Raw genomic sequence first — 18531 nt, 5'->3', positions numbered from 1 at the left:
ATACCATGGCCATTCTCGGCACCACTTACTGGAACCTGATCGACGTCCTGAAGGCGGGCGGCGACGGCATCGGCGATGTCGTCGAGGGCCTGACCCAGCTGACGCCGTTCATGAAGGACGCCAACGTCATCACCTGCAACAAGGGCACGAAGCACGCTTCGTCGATCCGCACCGGCCTGCCGTCGGTGTCGTGGGGCGCCCTCTACCAGGGCATCAAGCAGAGCAAGGGCAACTACACGCAGGTCGAGGACTCGACCGGCTTCATCGAAGGCCTGTCGGGCGTCGATACCCGTCTGCTCAAGCTCAAGCCCGAGCAGGCCGCCAAGCTTCGCCTCGTCGAGGGTCAGGGCTTCATGGAGACGATGTCGCAGACCACCGAGAGCGCGGTGTTCTATTCGAACGTCTTCATCAACGGCAAGCAGTTCCACGGCCTCGCGCCGCGCTACAACTCGCTCTCGAACCCCAACGTCATCCCGGGCGGTGGCGCCGGTTCGGACAACACCTCGATCTGGTTCGTGACCCACGGCGACGGCCAGACCTCGATCCTGACGCCGGAGAACATCGCCGCAGGCGTACAGCGCGAGGACAAGGGCGAGCAGCGCGTGCTTGACGCCAACGGCGACCCCTACTTCGTCAAGGAGGAGATGTTCACCCAGCACATCGGCCTGACGGTGAAGGACTGGCGCTACAACGCGCGCATTCCGAACATCGACGTGTCCGACGTGATCGCCGGTACTGTCTCGCTCAACTCCCTCATGCGCAAGGCGTACTACCGCCTGCAGGGTCGCCGCTCCTACAAGATGGAGAAGGAAGGCGAGATGAGCCCGGGCCGCACGGTCATCTACATGAACAAGACGATGATCGAAGCGCTCGACGCGGAATCGACCAACGCTCGCCCCGGCGTCGACAACTTCGTTCGCCTCAAGCCGATAGAGCTGTTCGGCGAGGAGGTCCAGTCCTGGCGCGGCATGCCAATCCGCGAGACGGACGCTCTCATCAACGCGGAAACGCTCGTCGCGTGACCTGAACCCGGCCGGCCCGCTTCGGCGGCCGGCCACAGGAGTAAAGCACTATGATTTACGACAACACTCTCCTGTTCAGCGATGCGCAGGCAGTCACCGTCACCGCCCCGTCGACCAACGTGATCGACCATGGTGTCACCGGAACCCCCGTCGGTTCGAGCACCCCGCTCACCCGTGACATCGGTATCGGCGAGGAGTGCGTGCCGCTCTCCGTCCGCGTCGTCACGGCGTTCGCGGGCCTGACCTCGCTGCAGGTCGTCATCCAGACCTCGGCCGACAACTCGACCTGGCAGGATGTCGAGAGCAGCCGTGCGGTTCCCGCAGCCGAACTGGTCGCTGGATTCCAGTTCCATGTGCCGAACGACTTCCCCGAGGGGCTTCGTCGTCGGTACACGCGCCTCAACTACGTCGTGGTCGGCACCGCGACGGCGGGCGCGATCACCGCTGGCGCCGTGGCAGGCCGCCAGACCAATCGCACCGTGGGAGGCGCATAATGACCAAGATCACCTACACCGCCTCGGAGCCGGTCTACGTCTCCGACGAAGGCCGCATGGTCTACCCCGGCGAGACCTTCGCCGTGGAGGACACCGTTCCGACCGGCGATACCTGGCTCGACGAGAAGGGCGAGGCAATCCCCGCCGACAAGCGGGTGCCCAAGCCCAAAAAGGATGTGCCGGAAGACGACGCCTATGGGAAGCTCAGCCTGAGCGATCTCAAGGCCATCGCCACCGCCCGCAAGATCCCCACGGGCAACAAGACCAAGGACGATCTGGCCGACGCCATCCGCGCGCACGACGCGGAAGGCTGACGAGGGAAGGCCCGGGCGACCCTCTCCCGCCCGGGCCGACTTCGCTATGCAGCAGCGGCAAAGCAATCCCCTCAACCAGTCCAGCCAGCCGGTGCGGCGCGAGCAGGTCACACCAGGGCCGGTTCGAGCGGCATCGGTGAAGCAGGTTAATGCGCTCTCGGAGCGAGTTGACGCGGCAGAAGTCAGCATCAGCACGCTCGATGGCCGCGCCGACGCGATCGACGCTGCGGTCTCCGGACTAGATACCCGCACCGACGCGCTTGAGGCCGGGGTGGTAGCCCTCGACGGCCGGCTCGACACCGCAGAGGCCGACATCGATGCGCTGCAGGCCGCCATGGTGGCCGCGCATGATGGGCACCTGACCCTCAGTGTCCGCGCCGTCACGGCGAACACGGCAGTCAACGCCACCGATTATCTCATCCTCGTCGATGCCACGGCCGGAAACGTCACCGTCACCATGCCCGCGCCGCAGAACGGGCGGCAGCTGTGCGTCAAGCGCATCGATGCCAGCGCGAACACGGTGTCGATCGCGGCCGCAGCGAACATCGACGGCGCTGCCTCCAAGGCGATCACCCCGCAATACGCCAGTCTCACCGTGATGTGCGACGGCGCCACGTGGTGGATCGTATGACCTTCAAGCCGGATGCCGCATCGACCAGCGCGATTCCGCAGGCATCGACCGCGACCCCGGCGACGGAGCAGATTGGCGGTGCAGCGGGCACCGCGCCGATGCGCTTCTCCCAGGAGGGCCACGCCCATCCGCGCCTGACCAGCACCACCTATGTGACGCTCGGCAGTAACGGGCAGGCATTTGCCCTGTTCTCACGCAGCTTCACCAAGAAGCCGGGGCTCAACCTCACCGAGACCGACGCAGCTGCTGGATCGCGCCGCTCGTCCTGCGCGGCCTGACCTGGCAGCAGGATGCGAACGGCAAGTACTACGGTGTCACCGTCGAAGGCATGCGCGCCCGCGTGCTGCCCCAGCTGACCGCGCTATCCACCCTGTTGACCCTGCTCTCCGGTGTGATCACCGGCGTGAACGCGATCGTCACCGCCCTGACCGGCTACAACGTGTTCGGCGGATCGGCGAATGGTTCAGTCGTTTCCGTTATCGCCGTTGCCCGCTCGGACGTCGCCTCGACCTGAGCGATTCAACGGCATCGGGTGCCGCCGTACACCCGCGCCATGGCCAGCCTGATCGAACTCTGTAACCGGGCGCTCGCGAACATCGCCAAGGGCGAGATCGCCAGCCTCAACGAGGCAACGCCCGAATCGAAGCAGTGCGTCCGCTTCGCACAGACCCTCCTCAACGAGATGATCGCGTGGTCGGACAACATGCCGCTGGGCCGCCGCCGCGTGGTGCTCGCGGCGATCACGAACGATCGCCCGTCCGAATGGCTCTATGCCTACGCCAAGCCGTCGGACATGGAGACGCCGCTCGCCATCCGCCGGAAGGACGATCCCGCCACCTGCCTGCCCGAGGGCGGGCCGTACAACTTCCCGCTGCAGGACGGGCAAGGCCTTCGCTTCCTTCTGGAAGGTGACAAGCTCTACAGCAACGTCGCGACCGCGACGCTCATCTACACCACGAACAGTCTGCAGGCATCCGAGCTGGGCGGGCTGATGCAGGAGGCATTTGTCAACGAACTGGCGGTGCGGATCTCGATGCCGCTGACCAAGGACCCCAAGGTCAAGCAGGCCCTTATCCCCCTCGCCCGCGAATCGCGCGGCAACGCCATCGCCCACGAAGAGAACAAGATGCCGCAGCGCCAGGTGACCTATGTGTCCGAGGCGGAGCTGGCGCGCATGGGCATGCTCTGATGGCGAATTTCCGCAGCGCACAGCCAAATTTCAGCAAGGGCGAGCTTGCCCCGCACCTCCACGGCCGGTTCGACGTTGACGCCTACACCTCGGCGGTCAAGCGCGCCCGCAACGTCATGGTGCTCAAATACGGCGGCCTGACGAAGCGCCCCGGTACGCACCTGGTGGCCGAGGTGCTGGACTACAGTAAGCCGAACCGTCTCCTGCCGTTCCAGTTCTCCCTGACCCAGACCTATGCCCTTGAGATGGGCCATGGCTACATGAGCCCCTGCGCCTTCGGCGGACGCCTCATCGAGACGGAACTGACCGTCACGGCGATCACAAACGCGGCGCAGGCCCGTATTTCCGCCGCGTTCCACGGCTACGCTGTCGGCAATCGCGTCTTCCTGACCGGCATTGCGGGCGCGCTAGGCGACTTCCTCAATGGTCGCGTCTGGACGGTGACCAGCGTAATCGACGCGGGCAACTTCACCATCGACGCGAACACGACCGGCCTTGCCGCCTTCACCACGGCGGAGGGTGGCATCACCCGCACCGAGGCGCCCGATCCCGATCCGGTTGACCCCGTCGTGCCGCCGGTCGTTCCGCCTCCTACTCCGCCGGTGATCGCGCCCGGCGGCAGCTGGAAGCGCGACTACTACGCCGAACCGGACCCGCTCTGATGGGTGTCGCGCGCGTCTATCAGGTGGGCTCGGCCTACAACGGCAGCGAGCTGGCAGATCTCGATTTCGAGCAGACCGCCGACACGATGTATCTCGCCCACATCGACCACGCCCCGGCTAAGCTGGTGCGCGAGGGCCACACCCAGTGGGAATTCATCGACGTGACGTTCGGCCCGGCGCTCTCGCCGCCGACCGGCTGCGCGGCCGTCGCCACAACGCCCAACGTCGACGACGAGAACGACGGCGAAAACTACTTCCCGCAGCCGGCGCGGTACTGTGTCACCACCATTGACGAGAACGGGCTTGAAAGCCGCGCTTCCAACGTGGCCGCCGCGACCAACGATCTGACGCTCAAGCGCAACTACAACACGATCACTTTCGCCGCGCCTGCCAGCGGCGGAGATCGCTACAAGGTCTATAAGGCGGAAAACTCGCAGTTCTTTGGGTACATCGGCACGACCGAGAGCCTGACGTTCCGCGACGACAACATCGGCCCCGCGCTCGATCAGGCGCCGCCGGAAGCCTATAACCCGTTTGGCGAGACCGCATCCGACTACCCCTCGACCGTGACGCTGTTCGAGCAGCGCTCGATGTGGGCACGCACCCGCAATGCCCCGAACGCGGTCTACACGTCGCGATCCGCCGAGTTGGAGAACATGGATCGCTCGCAGCCGCTGCGCGAGAATGACAGCCTGTCGTTCACCATCGTCGCGGGACGCGTGAACTCCATCAACCAGCTGGTCAGCACCACCGGTCTGCTGGCGCTTTCGTCCGATTCCATCTTCACGATCGATGGCGATGGCCAGGGCGGCATCCTCGTCGGCAATTCGCCGCCGTCGCCGAAGCGGCAGATCGGCCGCGGCGCGTCGCGGCTCCCGGCGATCGTCGTCGACAACGTGGTGTTCTACTGCCCGTCGGTCGGCAACACGGTGCGCACCATCTTCTACTCGTTCGACGTGGACGGCCAGAAGTCGAACGACGTGTCGATCTTCTCCCCTCACTTCTTCGAGGGCTTCTCCATCGTGTCGTGGTGCTATGCGCAGGAGCCTCGCTCGATGATCTGGGCCTGCCGCTCCGACGGCGCGCTGCTGTGCTTCACCTGGGAGCAGGAGCAGAACGTATGGGGCTGGACCCTGTGTGAGACCGACGGAAAGTTCCTCGACTGCATCTCGATCTCCGAGGACGGCGAGGACCGGGTGTACTTCATCGTCGAGCGTGACGTGCAGGGCACGGCCAAGCGCTTTGTCGAGCGGCTGGCGCCGCACCTGTGGTCCGACGTGTCTGACTGCGTGTTTCTCGACTGCGCCGTCTCGGCTCAGTTCGACGAGCCGCGCGCCACCTTCACCGGTCTTTGGCATCTGGAGGGCCGCACGATCGCCGGGCTTGCTGACGGCGTCGCGGTGTTCGACCTGGTCGTCGCGAATGGCTCGGTCACGCTGCCGTCGATCAAGCCCACCGCCAGCAAGGTCACCTTCGGTATCCCGTTCACCGCGGATATCCAGACCCTGCCGCTGCGCATGAACGTGCCGTCCAGCGGCTGGAACGTCGGCCGCATCCAGCAGGTAGGCGACGCGGTGCTGACGTTGCGGGATAGCCGGTCGGTCTTTGCGGGCATCAACGAGCAGCACCTCAACCTCATCAAGAACCGCGTCGACGAGGCATATGGCGCGCCCGACGACCTGATGACCGGGGACTACGTCGCGACGATGGAGAACATTACGACGGATGGCATCAACGTGCTGATCCGCTCCACCGCGCCGCTCCCGCTCACCGTCCTTGGCATCGCGCCCGACGTTGTGCTCCACAATGGATAGCCGCGTCACGGTGGTTCCGGCGGAGCGCCGCCACATCAACACGATCGCCAACCGCCTGCGTGGCATCGACCTGGAGGAGTGCGCTGCCATGGGCCGCACCGCCAAGGCGGCCTTGCGGCTGGCGCACACCACTAGCGCAAAGGCGTGGACCGCGCTGGTCGACGGGCGGCCCGAGGCGATGTTCGGCGTTGTCGTCGAGGATCTGATCAGCGGAATCGGCACGCCGTGGTTTCTCGGAACCGACGAGGTCTATCGCCACGGGCGCGAGCTGCTGATGTGGGGGCCGGGGTTCGTCTCGCGCCTGAGCGATTCATCGCCAACGCTGCGCAACCTAGTGTCGGCTCGCAACCGCCAGGCAATCCGCCTTCTGGAGCGCTGGGGTTTCACGGTCGAGGAGAACGAGGTGGTCGTGCGCGGCGTGGCATTCCGTCATTTCGAGAAGGTGAGCGCCTGATGTGCGGGCCTGCAGCACTTCCCATCGCCGCCGCCGTGATGGCGGCTGGCAGCGCCGCGACCGGTGCACTCGCCGCCAATGCGCAAGCGCGGTTTCAGGCGAAGATCGCCGATCGTAACGCAGCCATGGAGCGTGAGGCAGGGCAGCAGGAACTCCAGAACACCCGCGAGGCAGCGCTCGACCACTATCGCAAGGTCGGCCAGCTCAAGGGTGCCCAGCGCGCCCGCGCGGCTGCGGCCGGTGTCGGTGTGGATTTCGGGACCGCCGCCGATGTGGTTGCCGATACCGAGATGCTGAGCCGCGAGGACGTCGGCCGTATCTACCGCCAAGGCGCGGAGAACCTGCGCGGCCATGACATCGCCGGTTCGAACTACAAGGGTCAGGCCGCCGCGTCGCGCCAGGCAGGCACCGCCGCGCTGGTGAAGGGCGGTTTCGATGTGGGATCGTCTCTGCTCAGTGCCGCTAACCAGTACAGCAAGATGAAGGCAGGGAGCCAGTAATTGCCCCGTGTCCCTAACTATCAGCCTGGGCAGGTCGGCCCCGTCCGCACCACGGGTGAGCGGTTTCAGGCGCCCAGCGGCCCGGGCGCGGCTGGCATCCTCGCGGAAGGTCTGGCTGGCGCTTCGCGTCTCCTGAGCCAGCAGGACCAGATCAACGCCGAGAACGACGAAACCCAGTCGCGTCTCGCGCTCGCGCAGGCCCGGAATCAGTACGCCAGCGCCGTAGACCAGTACAAGGGGACCAAGCTGGGCGCTGCCCGCGCGGGGCAAGAGGGGTTCGACAAGGGCCTCGATCAGATCCGCGAAGGTGCGCTCAACTCTGCCACCTCTCCCCGCATGCGCCGCATGATCGAGGAGGGTTTGCTCGACATCGACGGCACCGCGCGCCGCATGGGCGCCAGCCATGCCTTGGGCGAGAGCCGGGCGGAGACGTCCGCGAGCTTCCAGATCGAGCAGGATTCGCTGATTGATGCAGCGGTCTCGTCAGATAGCCCGCAGTTCCGCGACCAGTCCGGGCTCCAGCTGCGTGACAGCGTGCGACGCCAGCTGCAGTTCGATGGCTTCGACGAGGCGGCCATGCCCGACGCCTATGCCGTGGCTGAGAAGGCGGCGATGTCGAAGATGCACGCGGGGGTGCTCGATCGCATGTTCGCGCAGGCCGACCCCGACATCGACGAGGTTGGCCAGTACCTGGGCGCCTACCGTGACGAGATCACCAGCGATCTCTACACCAAGACGCTCGCCCGTCTGCAGGGTCCATTGCAGGAGCGCGTCGACGACTATCGCGCCGACCTGATCACCGTAGCGCCGACCGAGGGCGCTGCACCCGTCGGCGCCGCTCCGGGGCCGTGGCAGGGCGTGGCCATCGATGTGGCCAAACGCTTCGGCCTCGATCCCTCCGACGTCGCTGCCGTCATGTCCTACGAGACCGGCGGCACCTTCTCCCCGACCATCATGGGCGGCAAGGGCGGTCAGTATATGGGCCTGATCCAGTTCGGCCCAGCGGAACGCAAGAAGTACGGCATCGACAAGACGTCTGATCCGGCCGAGTGGACAAAGGCCGTCGGCGATTACCTGGAGGATCGCGGGTTCAAGCGCGGTATGGGCGTGATGGACCTCTACTCCACCATCAATGCGGGCCAGCCCGGCCGGTACAATGCCAGCGACGGGAACGGCACGGTGACCAGCCACGTCGCCGAGATCCTTGGCGCCCACAAGGAGAAAGCCAAGGGCTGGCTGGGCGGCGCGGGCGTCTACAGCAACGCGCCCCGCCAGTGGGACAAGGCGGCCGTCTTTGAGCAGATCGACCAGAAGGCAGCGGCGGAGCAGTGGTCCCCGGAGCAGACCAAGCGCGTGCGCAACGTCTGGGCGCGGCGCATGTCGACCGACGAGGGTTTGCTGTCCGAACAGCGTCGATCGGCCGACGAGGCGGCCACCACCTTGCTTGCCGGTGCCGGTGACAAGTTCCGCACGTCGATGATCCCGCCGGCCACTTGGTCGCAGCTGAGCCCCGACCAGAAGATCCAGTTCCAGAACATCGAGAAGCAGCTGACCAAGGCGGAGGCGCCCACGGCGAACGGCGAGGCGGTCGTCGCGTTGCACCGCATGGCGGCCGGCGGCCTGGGCGATCAGGCCAAGTTCGCGGGCCTCAACCTGGCCAAGTACCGCGCGTACATGACGCCGGGTGAGTACGACGAGATCGCGACCGCACAGGTCAAGGCCCAGCAGGATCTGCGCAACCCCAAGGCGCAGGACACGCGGGGCAAGATTGACGGCGCCATTACGCGCGCCAAGAAGTGGGTGGGCGTCGAGGTCGACAAGAACCCGACCGAGGGTTTCCGCGTCCGGCGCTACATGGAATCACGCGCTGCCGATGAGGCCGTGGGCGGCAAGACGCTGAGTGATGCTGATTATGACCGACTGTTCCGCGACGCGACGCGGGACTTCGCCTGGCAGAACACGTTCCTCGGCATCGGCACCAGCAAGGGCACGAAGCGTTCGAGCGAGGCGCTATCGCCGAATTACCGTTCAGTGATTGTGTCCAGCTTCCGCCGAGCGAATGGTCGCGATCCCAACGAGGATGAGATTGCGACGGCGTGGGAAGCGATGGGGAAACCGGGGAGCTAATCCTCGTATTTCCAGCCAAGCCAGACTCCAAGGCGGTCGAGTAGAGCAATCATCCATAGCATTGTAGCGAAGGCGGCGACATACGCACACGCTCGTTCAAGCCACTCCGGTTCGTCGGCGACGATGGCCCATATCGCTGTCGATATTAGCGCAGCAGCGGTTACCTGCCAGAAGGCGCGATCGTTTGCCTTTCGGCTGTATGATTTTCGCATCACACATTGGTCCGCGATCGATAGCGCAGAAGCTGCCGATACCCTGCCCAGATTGCAACACAAGCGGCCAACGAGCCAAGGGTTGAAAGTAAGCCGATCTCGCCGACGTATAGGATTGCTGTGAATACCATAAGAACGGCCAGCGTCCAGTTCGCCTTCCATTCTGCGCTTCTGCCCTTCGGCAATAGAAGATGCACAATGAAAGTGATGATCGAGAATACGGCCAGTGAACCGATAAAGGCTGCGGCCACGTAAGAAAATGCAGCGACGCTGAGTTCCATGCCATTACCTCTCGCGATTCAACCCGCTGCATGCCGCCCATAGGGTCGCCTCGTCAAGCGAGGTCCTATGTCGACGCCATTCCCCGAACTGGAATCCTATCTTCCGGGGGCGCGCCAGCCCCGCCTTCCATCCACTTCGCAGCCGTCGAGCACCTGGCTTGATCGCGAGATGGAGCGGCAGCGCGATGCACAAATCCGCGACGGGCTCCTCTCCGCCCCCGCTCCAGATGCCGTTGCCCGCACTGAGCGGCTGGCGCGCGACACCGGCAGCAGCGTCGCGGATGTCCAGGGGAACGAGGACACCGCCGAGCGCGGCCTGCAGGTTCGCAAGATGGTTGACCTCGCCGGGCGCGACCCTGCGGTGGGGCGATGGGCAGCCAACAATCCTCGTAGCGCCGCCATGGCGCAGGACGACTACGAGAATTTGAGTCTCCTCGGTCAGGCATGGGATTGGGTCAAAAAGGTCCCCGGCGCGCTGCGCACCTCATTCGATGCCCTCGGGGTGCAGGGCGCCAAGGTAAATGCCTCGATCGCTGAGGCCGTCGGCTCTGCGTATGATCAGCTAGAAGCGCTCGCGCAGCCCGGAAACGTGACAGTCGGCGATCTGGAGCGACGGCGTGCGGCGCGGGCCAGCTATTGGGATGCGGGCGTGGGGCGTGCCGACCAGCGCACGGAACGAAATCGCCAGCAGTACGGCAACTATTGGCAGCAGCAGATCATCGGGCAGGGTCTGGAATCGCTCGTTCCCTCCCTCGGTGCTGGCGCGATCGGGGCACTGACCCGCAGCCCCGGTCTGGCCACTGGCTTGATGGCAACGTCGGTTGGCGGCCCTGCCTATTACGATGCCCGAAAGGCTGGCCTCGATGCGCCGACCGCGATCCGGTACGGCATCGCGCAGGGCGGAACGGAATATGTGACAGAGCGCCTGCCTGCCAGCACTCTCGTTGACATGATCTCGCGCAAGACGCCGCTGGGCAAGGCGTTCATCCGCGAGCTCGGTCAGGAAGTTGCAGGCGAGAACGTCGCGACCATCCTGCAGGATCTCGCCGATTGGCAGTACCTGCCGGAGAACCGCGACAAGACGGTCGGCCAGTATCTGGAGGAGCGGCCCAAGGCTGCGCTCGATACCACGCTTGCGACGATCGGGGGTGTGGCGGGCAATGCGAGCATCGTCGGTGCCCTGCACCGTGCCACTGATGCGACCGCTTCTGTCGCAGGCCGCGTGTCCGAGGTGCGCCAGGCCAAGCGCGAGCGCTCGTTTCTCGACCAAGCGGCCAAGGCGGCTGGCGCATCGAAGCTCAAGCAGCGCGATCCCGAGTCCTTCCGCACGCTGGTGCGCGAACAGGCGGCCGACGCGGGCGCGACCTCGGTGTTCATTCCGGGCGAGGCGATCCGCACCTACAATCAGTCGGAAGCCTACGACCCGGACAACGACCCGCTGCGGGCTACCAATTCCGAGGAGGCGGCGATCAGCGGCGGCGATGTCGTCATGCCGATCGAGGATTTCCTCACCGATGTGGTCGGCACCCCGGCGTGGGAAGCCATCAAGGACGATGTGCGCCTGACGCAGGGCGGCATGTCCACGCGAGAGGCCCAGACGTTCGAGGAGGCGATGGACGACGTCGTTGCGCATGCCGCCGACGAACTCGCGCGCCGGGACCGCGAGGACCGCGCTTCTCGCTCGACCCGCGACCAGATCGTCGACCGCGTCGCCGGTATGTTCGGCCAGAGCTTCACCTCTCCGGTGGCCCGCCAGTACGCGGAGATCGCGGTGCAGCGCGCTCAGACCCGCGCCCAGCGGCTGGGTATGGAACTGTCGCCGCAGGACCTCGGCGACCTGCAGGTGCGCCAGATCCTGCCCGAGGGCGTCGCCGAAGCGATCAGCGCGGATCGCCTCGACCTCGTCATCAACGCGCTGCGCACCGGCGCCAACCCGCGTTATGGCATCGGCCCCACGCTGCTGGAGTTCATTCGCGAGCGGGGCGGCATCAATGACGTCGGCGGCGACCTCGCGGCGATGGGCGTGCCGATCCGCTTCCTGACCGGCTATGATCCCCGCCAGAGCGACATGGTTGGAGGCGTGTCTGGCATGGGCGACCTCGGCGTCGACAACACCCTGCAGGCGGCCATCACTGCCGGCTACTTCCCTGACCTTGCCAACGTCGAGAACGAACAGGGGCCGTCCACGCTCGATACCCAGCGCCTGCTCGACGCGATTGGCGAGGAACTGGCGGGCAACCCGTCCTACACTGAATGGCGCACCGATGACGTGCGCGCCTCGGCCGAGGACCTGCGCCAGACGCTGGAGGATGCGGGCTATTCGCCGTTGAACATGACCGACGACGAGATCCGCGACGCGGTCGAAGCCATGTCGCAGCCGAGCCAGGAGGGGCAGGCGTATGAGCAAAGCAATATCGATCTCACTCCTGGCGCGAAATCGGTGACAATCGGCGACGCCACTATCGACTATACGGTTGGTCGTGCAGGTGAGACGGCAGAGATCACTATGGTGTCCGTGCCGGTAGATCGGCGCGGCGTCGGCGCGGCGCGGTCGGGGTTGGCGAGCTTCATCGCCGCGACGGACGCGGCAGAGCTGACCGTTTTTCTTACGCCAGAACCCATGGGGAAAGGTGGCCCCTCAAAGGCTGCGCTGGCCAAGTTCTACAAGTCGCTGGGATTCGTCGACAACAAGGGGGGCAACAAAGACTTTCGGTCGATGCAGACGATGGTGCACTATCCGTCTGCGACATACTGGCAAGAGGCGCGCGGCCGCGCGGTGTTCGAGGAGAACCGCCGCGTCATCGAGCTATTCAAGTCTCGAGATTTGTCCACGCCGATCCACGAGCTGGGGCACGTCTGGCTTGAGGAGCTGTCCGCCGACGCCGCGCTCGACAATGCCCCTGACCAGCTGCGCGCGGACTGGGACGCGGTGCGGTCGTGGTTCGCGCACTCCGGCTACGCCATCGCCGAGGACGGCACGATCCCCGTAGAGGCGCACGAGTTGTTCGCGCGCGGCATCGAGCGCTACTTCATGGAGGGCAAGGCGCCCACCACGGCGCTGAACCGCATCTTCGAGAATGTGCGGCAGTGGATGATGTCGATCTATCGATCGGTGTCGCAGTTGCGCAGCGAGATCACGCCGGAGATCCGCGAGGTGTTCGACCGCATGCTCGCCAGCGACGAGGAGATCGCGGCGGCTCGGGACCGGCAGGGTATTGAGGATCTGTTCAAGGATGCGGCCGAGGCTGGCATGACGCAGACGGAGTTCGCCGCATACCAGGAGAAGTCGCGCGACGCCAACGCCGCGGCGCATGCCAAGCTGCTTGACCGGGTGATGTCGACGATCCGCCGCCGGGAGACGGAGCGCTACCGCGAGGCCCGCAAGGGTGTGCGCGCCGAAGAGGAGGAGCGCATCGACGCGAGCCCCCTGTTCCGCGCCATGGCCGCCATGGACACCAAGAAGGGCGGCCAGCGCATTAGCCGGGAATGGATCGCGGATCGCCTCGGCCTCGATGCGCTCGACCTGCTCCCGCGCCGGGTGCCGCCGCTCCACGTCGAGGGCGGCGTGAACCCGGAGAGCATCGCCGAGATTTCGGGCTATTCGTCGGCTACCGAAATGCTGGAGGCCCTGATCGGCGCCGAGCGCGTCCACCGGCAGGAGCGGGAGAACGGCGACAAGCGCTCCATGCGCGAGCGCGCGATCGAGACCGCTACCGATGCGGAAATGAACCGCCGATACGGGGATCCGCTGAACGACGGCTCCATCGAGCAGGAGGCGCTGGCCGCCGTTCAGTCGGAGATGCTGGGCGAGGTCATCTCCTCGGAGATCCGCGCGCTCGGCAAGCGCACGGGGCAAGGGCCGCTGCCGTACCAGGTTGCGCGTGACTGGGCGCGGGGCAAGGTCCGGGCTGGCAAGTGGATCGACGTCGCCTCCCCCGGCGCCCTCGTCCGTCACGGGCGCAACGCCTCGCGCGCAGCGAAGGCGGCAGAAGCCGCGCTGCTCGCCGGGGATCACGCAGAGGCGTATCGTCAGAAGCAGTTTCAGATGCTTAACAACGCCATGGCGGCGGAAGCCTACGCGGCGGCCGACGAGGTGGAGACCGCGCGCAAGCGCATGCAGGACATCGCGGAGGCAAAGACCCGCAAGGCCGTTGACCAGGACTATCTCGAACAGGCGCAAATGCTGCTGGAGGCGGTCGACCTTAAGCGCCGCTCCCAGATCTACGAGCGCCGCAAGGGCAGCTTCGCCGCATGGGCCGCAGCGCGCGAGGCCGAGGGCTTCGACGTCGTCGTGCCCGAGACCTTCGAGGCGACGCTCGGTCTGACGAACTGGAGCAAGATGCCGATCGACGACATCCTGATGCTCGATGAGGCCATCAAGCAGATCATGCACCTCGGCCGCCTGAAGCAGTCGCTTGTCGACGGGCAGCAGGAACGCGAGTGGGAGGCGATCGAACAGGAGGCCATCGACGCGGCCGCGAACATCAAGGGCAAGCTGCCCGCCGATCTGGCGGAGCCGCGCTGGTGGGAAAGCCTTGGCCGCCGAATCGCGGGCATCGATGCCTCGCTCCTCAAGATGGAAACCGTGTTCGACTGGCTCGACGGCGGCAATTCCAACGGCGTGTTCAACCGCATCGTGTTCCGCCCGATTGCCGATGCGCAGGCGCGTGAGGCCGATATGGTCAAGGACTATCAGGGCCGGATCAAAAAGCTGTTCGAGGCGGTGCCCAAGGAGATCGCCGCGCGGTGGCAGGATCGGATGGCGCTGCCGTTCATCGATGTCGAGACTGGACGGCACATGGTGCTGAATAGGCAGCAGCTCGTCGCGATGGCGCTGAACGTCGGCAACGAAGGCAACCTGCAGCGCCTGGCCGACGGCTATCGCCTCAATGGTGGCGCGCTGGTCGGCTATCTCGACGAGACGCTGACCAAGGAGGAGTGGCAGTTCGTGCAGTCGGTCTGGGACGAGATCGACACCCTGTGGCCCGCGATCAAGGAGATCGAGAAGAAGGTCAACGGCGTCGCCCCGGACAAGGTGCGCGCCCGCAAGTTCGCCACGAACAGCAACGGCCAGATGCGCGGCGGCTATTACCCGGCGGTCTACGACACGAGCCGGGATTACCGCGCGCAGGAGAACGCGGGCAAGGAGCGTGACATTCTGGAGGGCGGCTATACCAAGGCTACCACCCGCGCGTCGTCGACCAAGGCCCGTGACGAGCAGGTGAAGCGCCCGATCCTGCTCGACCTCGGCGTGATCAACCGCCACCTGGGCGAAGTGATCCACGACATCACCCACCGCGAGGCGGTGATCACGGCCAATCGCTTCCTGTCGAGCGAACGCGTCCGCCGGGCCGTCGACGCCGCGCTCGGGCAGGAGATCGGCAACCAGTTCCGGCCGTGGGTCAAGTTCGTCGCCAACAGTTGGGCGATCGAGCGGGCGGGGAATGAGGGTATCGGGCGCTGGCTCGGCAAGCTCCGCGCCAATGCGACGGCGGTAGGCATGGGCTTGCGCGCGACCACCATGGTGACACAGATCGCCGGTTACTCCAACTCCGTCGAGGTAGTCGGCGAAGCGGCGATGGCAAAGGCGCTGGCGCAGTTTTCTCGCAATCCTGCCGACGCGGCCCGCTCCGTGATGGCGCGCTCGGGGGAGGTCCGCCACCGCATGGGTACGCTCGACCGCGATATTCGCACCGAAATTGCGCGCCTGTCGCTCACGAACCCGGCATCGAAGGCTGGTGCACTCGTCATGGACGGTCGGAAGTTCTTCTTTCACGGCATCGGATACATGGACCTGCTGGTCAGCGTGCCGACGTGGATGGCTGCCTATGACAATGCGCTCGTTGCCGGGATGACCGAACAGGATGCCGTCTATGCGGGCGACAAGGCCGTGCGCCAGTCGCAGGGTGCGGGCGGCGCCAAGGATCTCGCGGCGATCCAGCGCGGCACCGGCAAGTGGGGAGAAGCCCTCAAGCTGATGACGATGTTCTACAGCTACTTCTCCGCACAGTACCAGCGCCAGCGCACCCTCGCCCGCGATGTGATGGGCGAGGATACCCGCAAGCCGCGCAATATGCCGCGACTGGCGGCGCGGGCGTTCTTCCTCCTCGTCCTCCCGCCGCTACTGACTGAGATCCTGCGCGGCGCCGTCGGTGCGCCGACTGGGCCGGAAGATGACGAGTGGTGGACGCAGTGGCTTTCGCGCAAGCTGCTCGCCAACTCTCTTGGTCCCATCCCTCTCGTGCGCGACGTGTTCGAGCCGGCGTGGAACGCCGCGCGCGGCGGCGGCTTCTCCGGCACCTCGATCTCGCCGCTGCAGCGTTCGCTGGAGAGCTTTGTGCGCAGCGCTGGTGACGTCGGCAAGATCGCGAGGGGCGAAGAGACGAAGCATGCGACCAAGGATGTGCTGGAGACGACCGGCTATCTGACCGGCCTTGTGCCTGGCCAGATGGCCAGCGCCACGCAGTTCCTCGTCGATGTCGGACGCGGTGATGCAGATCCGGACGGCTTCGGGGAATGGCTGGAGGGCCTCTCCACGGGGAAGATCAAGGAATAGCCCGCGCGATTCAACGGTGGCGGCTGGTCCCGTAACCCCCTGAGAGTTTCTCAGGCAGGGTTGCGATGGCTGTTTCGACCGACAATGCGTTCTCGGGGCCGTACCTGGCCAACGGCGTTACGACTGTTTTCCCCTTCACCTTCACGGCGCCCAGCGCTGCGGAGGTGGCGGTGCTTGTGCGCAATGCGGCTGGCGACGATGTCGCGGCCGGCTCTTTCACCGTAGCGCTCAATCCGGGCGGCGCGGCTGGCGGGTCGATCTCGTTTGACGTTGCCCCGGCCAATGGATTGTCCGTCGTCCCGCTTCTCACGCCGGAATTCACTCAGGACCTGAGCTTCGCGGACGGATCGGCTTGGCTGGCCGCGCCAGTAAATGAGGGGTACGATCGCGCCGCGCTGCGAGCGCAGGCTCTCAAGCGCGATGTAGATAGGGCTCTCAAGGCGCCCATCGGCTCGGACGGTCTGGAGTTCGGTGCAATTTCCGACGGCCAAGTGCTTGCGCTAGTCGCCGACAAAATTCGTGGAATCGACAACGATCCCGCCTTCGCGGAAGACGCGGCCCAGCGGGCAGAGAATGCCCTCGGCGGCGCGCTTGTAGCTGAGGGCGGCGCGGTAGCCGCCAAGACGGGCGCGGAGACTGCGCTTGGTGCAACGCAAGTGGAGAGGTTGCTGGCCCAGCAGGCCGCAAACAGTTCAGCCTCAGCCGCACTCTCGTCGCAAGGGTATTACCCGGCCGCCAGATCCTTCGTTCCGCAGGGCGCAAGCACCGGCGCGCTGGCGATTACCACTCCGGGAAGCGGCGGTGCCAATGGGACCTTCGCCCTTGCCTTTACTGGCGGCAACTTTGCCGTGAACCCGAGCGGTACATTCACTGTCGCCGGTGGCGTGGTGACGGCCATCAACATCACCGGACCAGGCCTGTACATCGGCAACGCCATCAGTTCGCCGGCGCTCTCTTTTGCGGCGTCTGCCGGTTTGGCCGGTGCAGCGGCCACGCTTGCCACTCGCTTCCTGAAGGCGTCGGGCGAGTATTACCTTACGGACAGCACCGCTGGCACCGATTATGTCGCCCTGTTCCAGAACGTGGGCAATGTGGCGACGCTCGTAAGCAATGCGCTCGATTGGGCGAGTGCAGGTAAGGCGGCTGGATACGCAGCTCAGGCTGCTGCCACAATGGCCGGGATTGACGCGCCGGCCGTTGCTTCGGCCGTCTACCGCAAGAACCTCTTCAACCTTGCTACGCTGACTGACAACAACTTCGTCACGTCCACCGGCGCCCTCTCCGCCAACGCCCAGTTCTTCGCGTCCGACTGGATTGCATGGCCAGCCGGGGTCACGCAAGTGACGCTTTCACGTGGTAACTGGCTCGTCCAGGCGACTTACTCGGCTGGCGTATATACGGCGATTGCTGGGTCGTCGATCAATCCGAATTCCCAGGTATACACGCTCAACAAGGCGGCAGGCGCTACGCACTTCCGGCTGTCCAGTCAGAAGGCTAATCAGCCCGCTGCCACGTTCATGGCGGTGCCTGGCGCAACTCTGCCGACCGACTACGTTCCCTATGATCGCGTGCTTGACCTTTCGAAGGCTATGCCATCTTCGATGCCGGGAACTGCCCTGGTGCCTGGCGCTGTCACGCCGGATAAGGCCTCGTTCCTTGCGGCTTCCAAGAACATCCTGAACCTGACGGGCCTTACTGTCGGTATGGCGCTGTCGAATGCCGGAAGCCCGCTGGCATCCGCGCAGAACAGTTACACCACCTACCTGCCTGTAACGCCCGGTCAGCAATACACCAATTCGCAAAATGGCACCGTGACGAACATGCGCATGTGGTGCTTTTTTGCGAACACTTCTGGAACCGTTGTCTCGGGTGGGTCTAATGATCCTGGCAGCACTTTCACCCCACCGGCTGGTGCGAACTATGTTCGGGTGACCCTCTACAACGCGGCCACCAGCGGAGGGCAGCTTGAAGCCGGCGCATCCGCCACGCCTTACGTTGCCTATGGCTACAAGCTTTCGCCAGACGGGTATGGTTCAAGCGGTTCCGGCGGCACAAATGGCTGGTACGGCAAAACACTGGCGATCCTGGGCGACTCGATCACGCAGGGCAACACGTGGCAGGGTTACCTCGCGGCGAAGCGCGGTGTAATCATCACCTCCTTCGGTATTGGCGGCACCCGGCTTAGCGGCCCAGCGGGCGATACCAACGCTATGTGTCAGGATGCACGCATCAACGCGATCCCGACTACCGTCGATGCCATGATGTGCATGCCGGG

15 protein-coding genes are annotated in these 18531 nt (G+C 65.3%); 14 read left to right on the top strand and 1 reads right to left on the bottom strand.

The features are described from left to right. Window positions 1–5: 5 nt before the first annotated feature. Genes LH128_RS01090 through LH128_RS01035 form a run of 12 tightly spaced genes read left to right on the top strand, consistent with a single transcriptional unit; the run spans window position 6 to window position 9207 of the window. Window positions 6–1022 carry a major capsid protein gene (locus tag LH128_RS01090; protein ID WP_008827720.1) on the top strand — a complete coding sequence of 339 codons (1017 nt, stop codon included), beginning with the start codon at window positions 6–8 and terminating at the stop codon, window positions 1020–1022. Between the two features lie 50 nt (window positions 1023–1072). Next, window positions 1073–1516 (top strand): Bbp16 family capsid cement protein, encoded by a 444-nt coding sequence (locus LH128_RS01085; RefSeq protein WP_008827719.1) that lies wholly within the window; start codon window positions 1073–1075, stop codon window positions 1514–1516. After that, window positions 1516–1830 (top strand): hypothetical protein, encoded by a 315-nt coding sequence (locus LH128_RS01080; RefSeq protein ID WP_008827718.1) that lies wholly within the window; start codon window positions 1516–1518, stop codon window positions 1828–1830. Before LH128_RS01085 ends, LH128_RS01080 begins: the two co-directional genes overlap by 1 nt. Window positions 1831–1876: 46 nt before the next feature. Next, complete coding sequence (locus LH128_RS01075) at window positions 1877–2461, top strand: hypothetical protein (RefSeq protein WP_008827717.1); 585 nt, start codon at window positions 1877–1879, stop codon at window positions 2459–2461. After that, entirely contained in the window at window positions 2458–2739 is a 282-nt protein-coding gene (locus LH128_RS01070; RefSeq protein ID WP_008827716.1) for a hypothetical protein, read from the top strand. The genes LH128_RS01075 and LH128_RS01070 overlap by 4 nt, the downstream gene beginning before the upstream one ends. Window positions 2740–2789: 50 nt before the next feature. Further along, the gene (locus tag LH128_RS01065) at window positions 2790–2975 is read left to right on the top strand and encodes a hypothetical protein (RefSeq protein ID WP_008827715.1); all 186 of its coding nucleotides are present in this window, start codon (window positions 2790–2792) and stop codon (window positions 2973–2975) included. A gap of 39 nt (window positions 2976–3014) precedes the next feature. After that, window positions 3015–3650, top strand: coding sequence for a hypothetical protein (locus LH128_RS01060; protein ID WP_008827714.1), 636 nt, complete (start codon window positions 3015–3017; stop codon window positions 3648–3650). Then, entirely contained in the window at window positions 3650–4312 is a 663-nt protein-coding gene (locus tag LH128_RS01055; protein ID WP_008827713.1) for a hypothetical protein, read from the top strand. Before LH128_RS01060 ends, LH128_RS01055 begins: the two co-directional genes overlap by 1 nt. Next, window positions 4312–6126, top strand: a complete 1815-nt coding sequence (locus LH128_RS01050) for a hypothetical protein (RefSeq protein WP_008827712.1) — start codon at window positions 4312–4314, stop codon at window positions 6124–6126. The genes LH128_RS01055 and LH128_RS01050 overlap by 1 nt, the downstream gene beginning before the upstream one ends. Then, window positions 6119–6580, top strand: a complete 462-nt coding sequence (locus LH128_RS01045) for a hypothetical protein (protein WP_008827711.1) — start codon at window positions 6119–6121, stop codon at window positions 6578–6580. The genes LH128_RS01050 and LH128_RS01045 overlap by 8 nt, the downstream gene beginning before the upstream one ends. Continuing rightward, a complete protein-coding gene (locus LH128_RS01040) occupies window positions 6580–7080 on the top strand; it encodes a virion core protein, T7 gp14 family (RefSeq protein ID WP_008827710.1) in 501 nt (166 codons plus the stop codon). The genes LH128_RS01045 and LH128_RS01040 overlap by 1 nt, the downstream gene beginning before the upstream one ends. Continuing rightward, window positions 7081–9207: an efflux RND transporter permease subunit gene (locus LH128_RS01035; RefSeq protein ID WP_008827709.1), complete on the top strand. Its 2127-nt coding sequence runs from the start codon at window positions 7081–7083 to the stop codon at window positions 9205–9207. It abuts the gene before it with no gap. A gap of 211 nt (window positions 9208–9418) precedes the next feature. Here LH128_RS01035 and LH128_RS01030 read toward each other — a convergent pair whose 3' ends face one another. Further along, window positions 9419–9700, bottom strand: coding sequence for a hypothetical protein (locus LH128_RS01030; RefSeq protein ID WP_008827708.1), 282 nt, complete (start codon window positions 9698–9700; stop codon window positions 9419–9421). Window positions 9701–9767: 67 nt separating this feature from the next. Here LH128_RS01030 and LH128_RS34010 point away from each other — a divergent pair, with 67 nt between their 5' ends. After that, a complete protein-coding gene (locus tag LH128_RS34010) occupies window positions 9768–16256 on the top strand; it encodes a hypothetical protein (protein ID WP_008827707.1) in 6489 nt (2162 codons plus the stop codon). Between the two features lie 65 nt (window positions 16257–16321). Beyond that, window positions 16322–18531: hypothetical protein (locus LH128_RS01020; RefSeq protein ID WP_008827706.1), on the top strand; the 2210-nt coding region annotated here is incomplete at its 3' end.

This window comes from Sphingomonas sp. LH128, assembly GCF_000293195.2.
Classification (GTDB): Bacteria; Pseudomonadota; Alphaproteobacteria; order Sphingomonadales; family Sphingomonadaceae; genus Novosphingobium; species Novosphingobium resinovorum_A.
This window is presented reverse-complemented; position numbering and strand designations above follow the sequence as displayed.

Excerpts from the sequence above, each read along its gene's own strand:
- LH128_RS01090 (WP_008827720.1), top strand. The coding sequence starts at position 6 with ATGGCCATTCTCGGCACCACTTACTGGAACCTGATCGACGTCCTGAAG.
- LH128_RS01085 (WP_008827719.1), top strand. The coding sequence starts at position 1,073 with ATGATTTACGACAACACTCTCCTGTTCAGCGATGCGCAGGCAGTCACC.
- LH128_RS01080 (WP_008827718.1), top strand. The coding sequence starts at position 1,516 with ATGACCAAGATCACCTACACCGCCTCGGAGCCGGTCTACGTCTCCGAC.
- LH128_RS01075 (WP_008827717.1), top strand. The coding sequence starts at position 1,877 with ATGCAGCAGCGGCAAAGCAATCCCCTCAACCAGTCCAGCCAGCCGGTG.
- LH128_RS01070 (WP_008827716.1), top strand. The coding sequence starts at position 2,458 with ATGACCTTCAAGCCGGATGCCGCATCGACCAGCGCGATTCCGCAGGCA.
- LH128_RS01065 (WP_008827715.1), top strand. The coding sequence starts at position 2,790 with ATGCGCGCCCGCGTGCTGCCCCAGCTGACCGCGCTATCCACCCTGTTG.
- LH128_RS01060 (WP_008827714.1), top strand. The coding sequence starts at position 3,015 with ATGGCCAGCCTGATCGAACTCTGTAACCGGGCGCTCGCGAACATCGCC.
- LH128_RS01055 (WP_008827713.1), top strand. The coding sequence starts at position 3,650 with ATGGCGAATTTCCGCAGCGCACAGCCAAATTTCAGCAAGGGCGAGCTT.
- LH128_RS01050 (WP_008827712.1), top strand. The coding sequence starts at position 4,312 with ATGGGTGTCGCGCGCGTCTATCAGGTGGGCTCGGCCTACAACGGCAGC.
- LH128_RS01045 (WP_008827711.1), top strand. The coding sequence starts at position 6,119 with ATGGATAGCCGCGTCACGGTGGTTCCGGCGGAGCGCCGCCACATCAAC.
- LH128_RS01040 (WP_008827710.1), top strand. The coding sequence starts at position 6,580 with ATGTGCGGGCCTGCAGCACTTCCCATCGCCGCCGCCGTGATGGCGGCT.
- LH128_RS01030 (WP_008827708.1), bottom strand. The coding sequence starts at position 9,700 with ATGGAACTCAGCGTCGCTGCATTTTCTTACGTGGCCGCAGCCTTTATC.
- LH128_RS34010 (WP_008827707.1), top strand. The coding sequence starts at position 9,768 with ATGTCGACGCCATTCCCCGAACTGGAATCCTATCTTCCGGGGGCGCGC.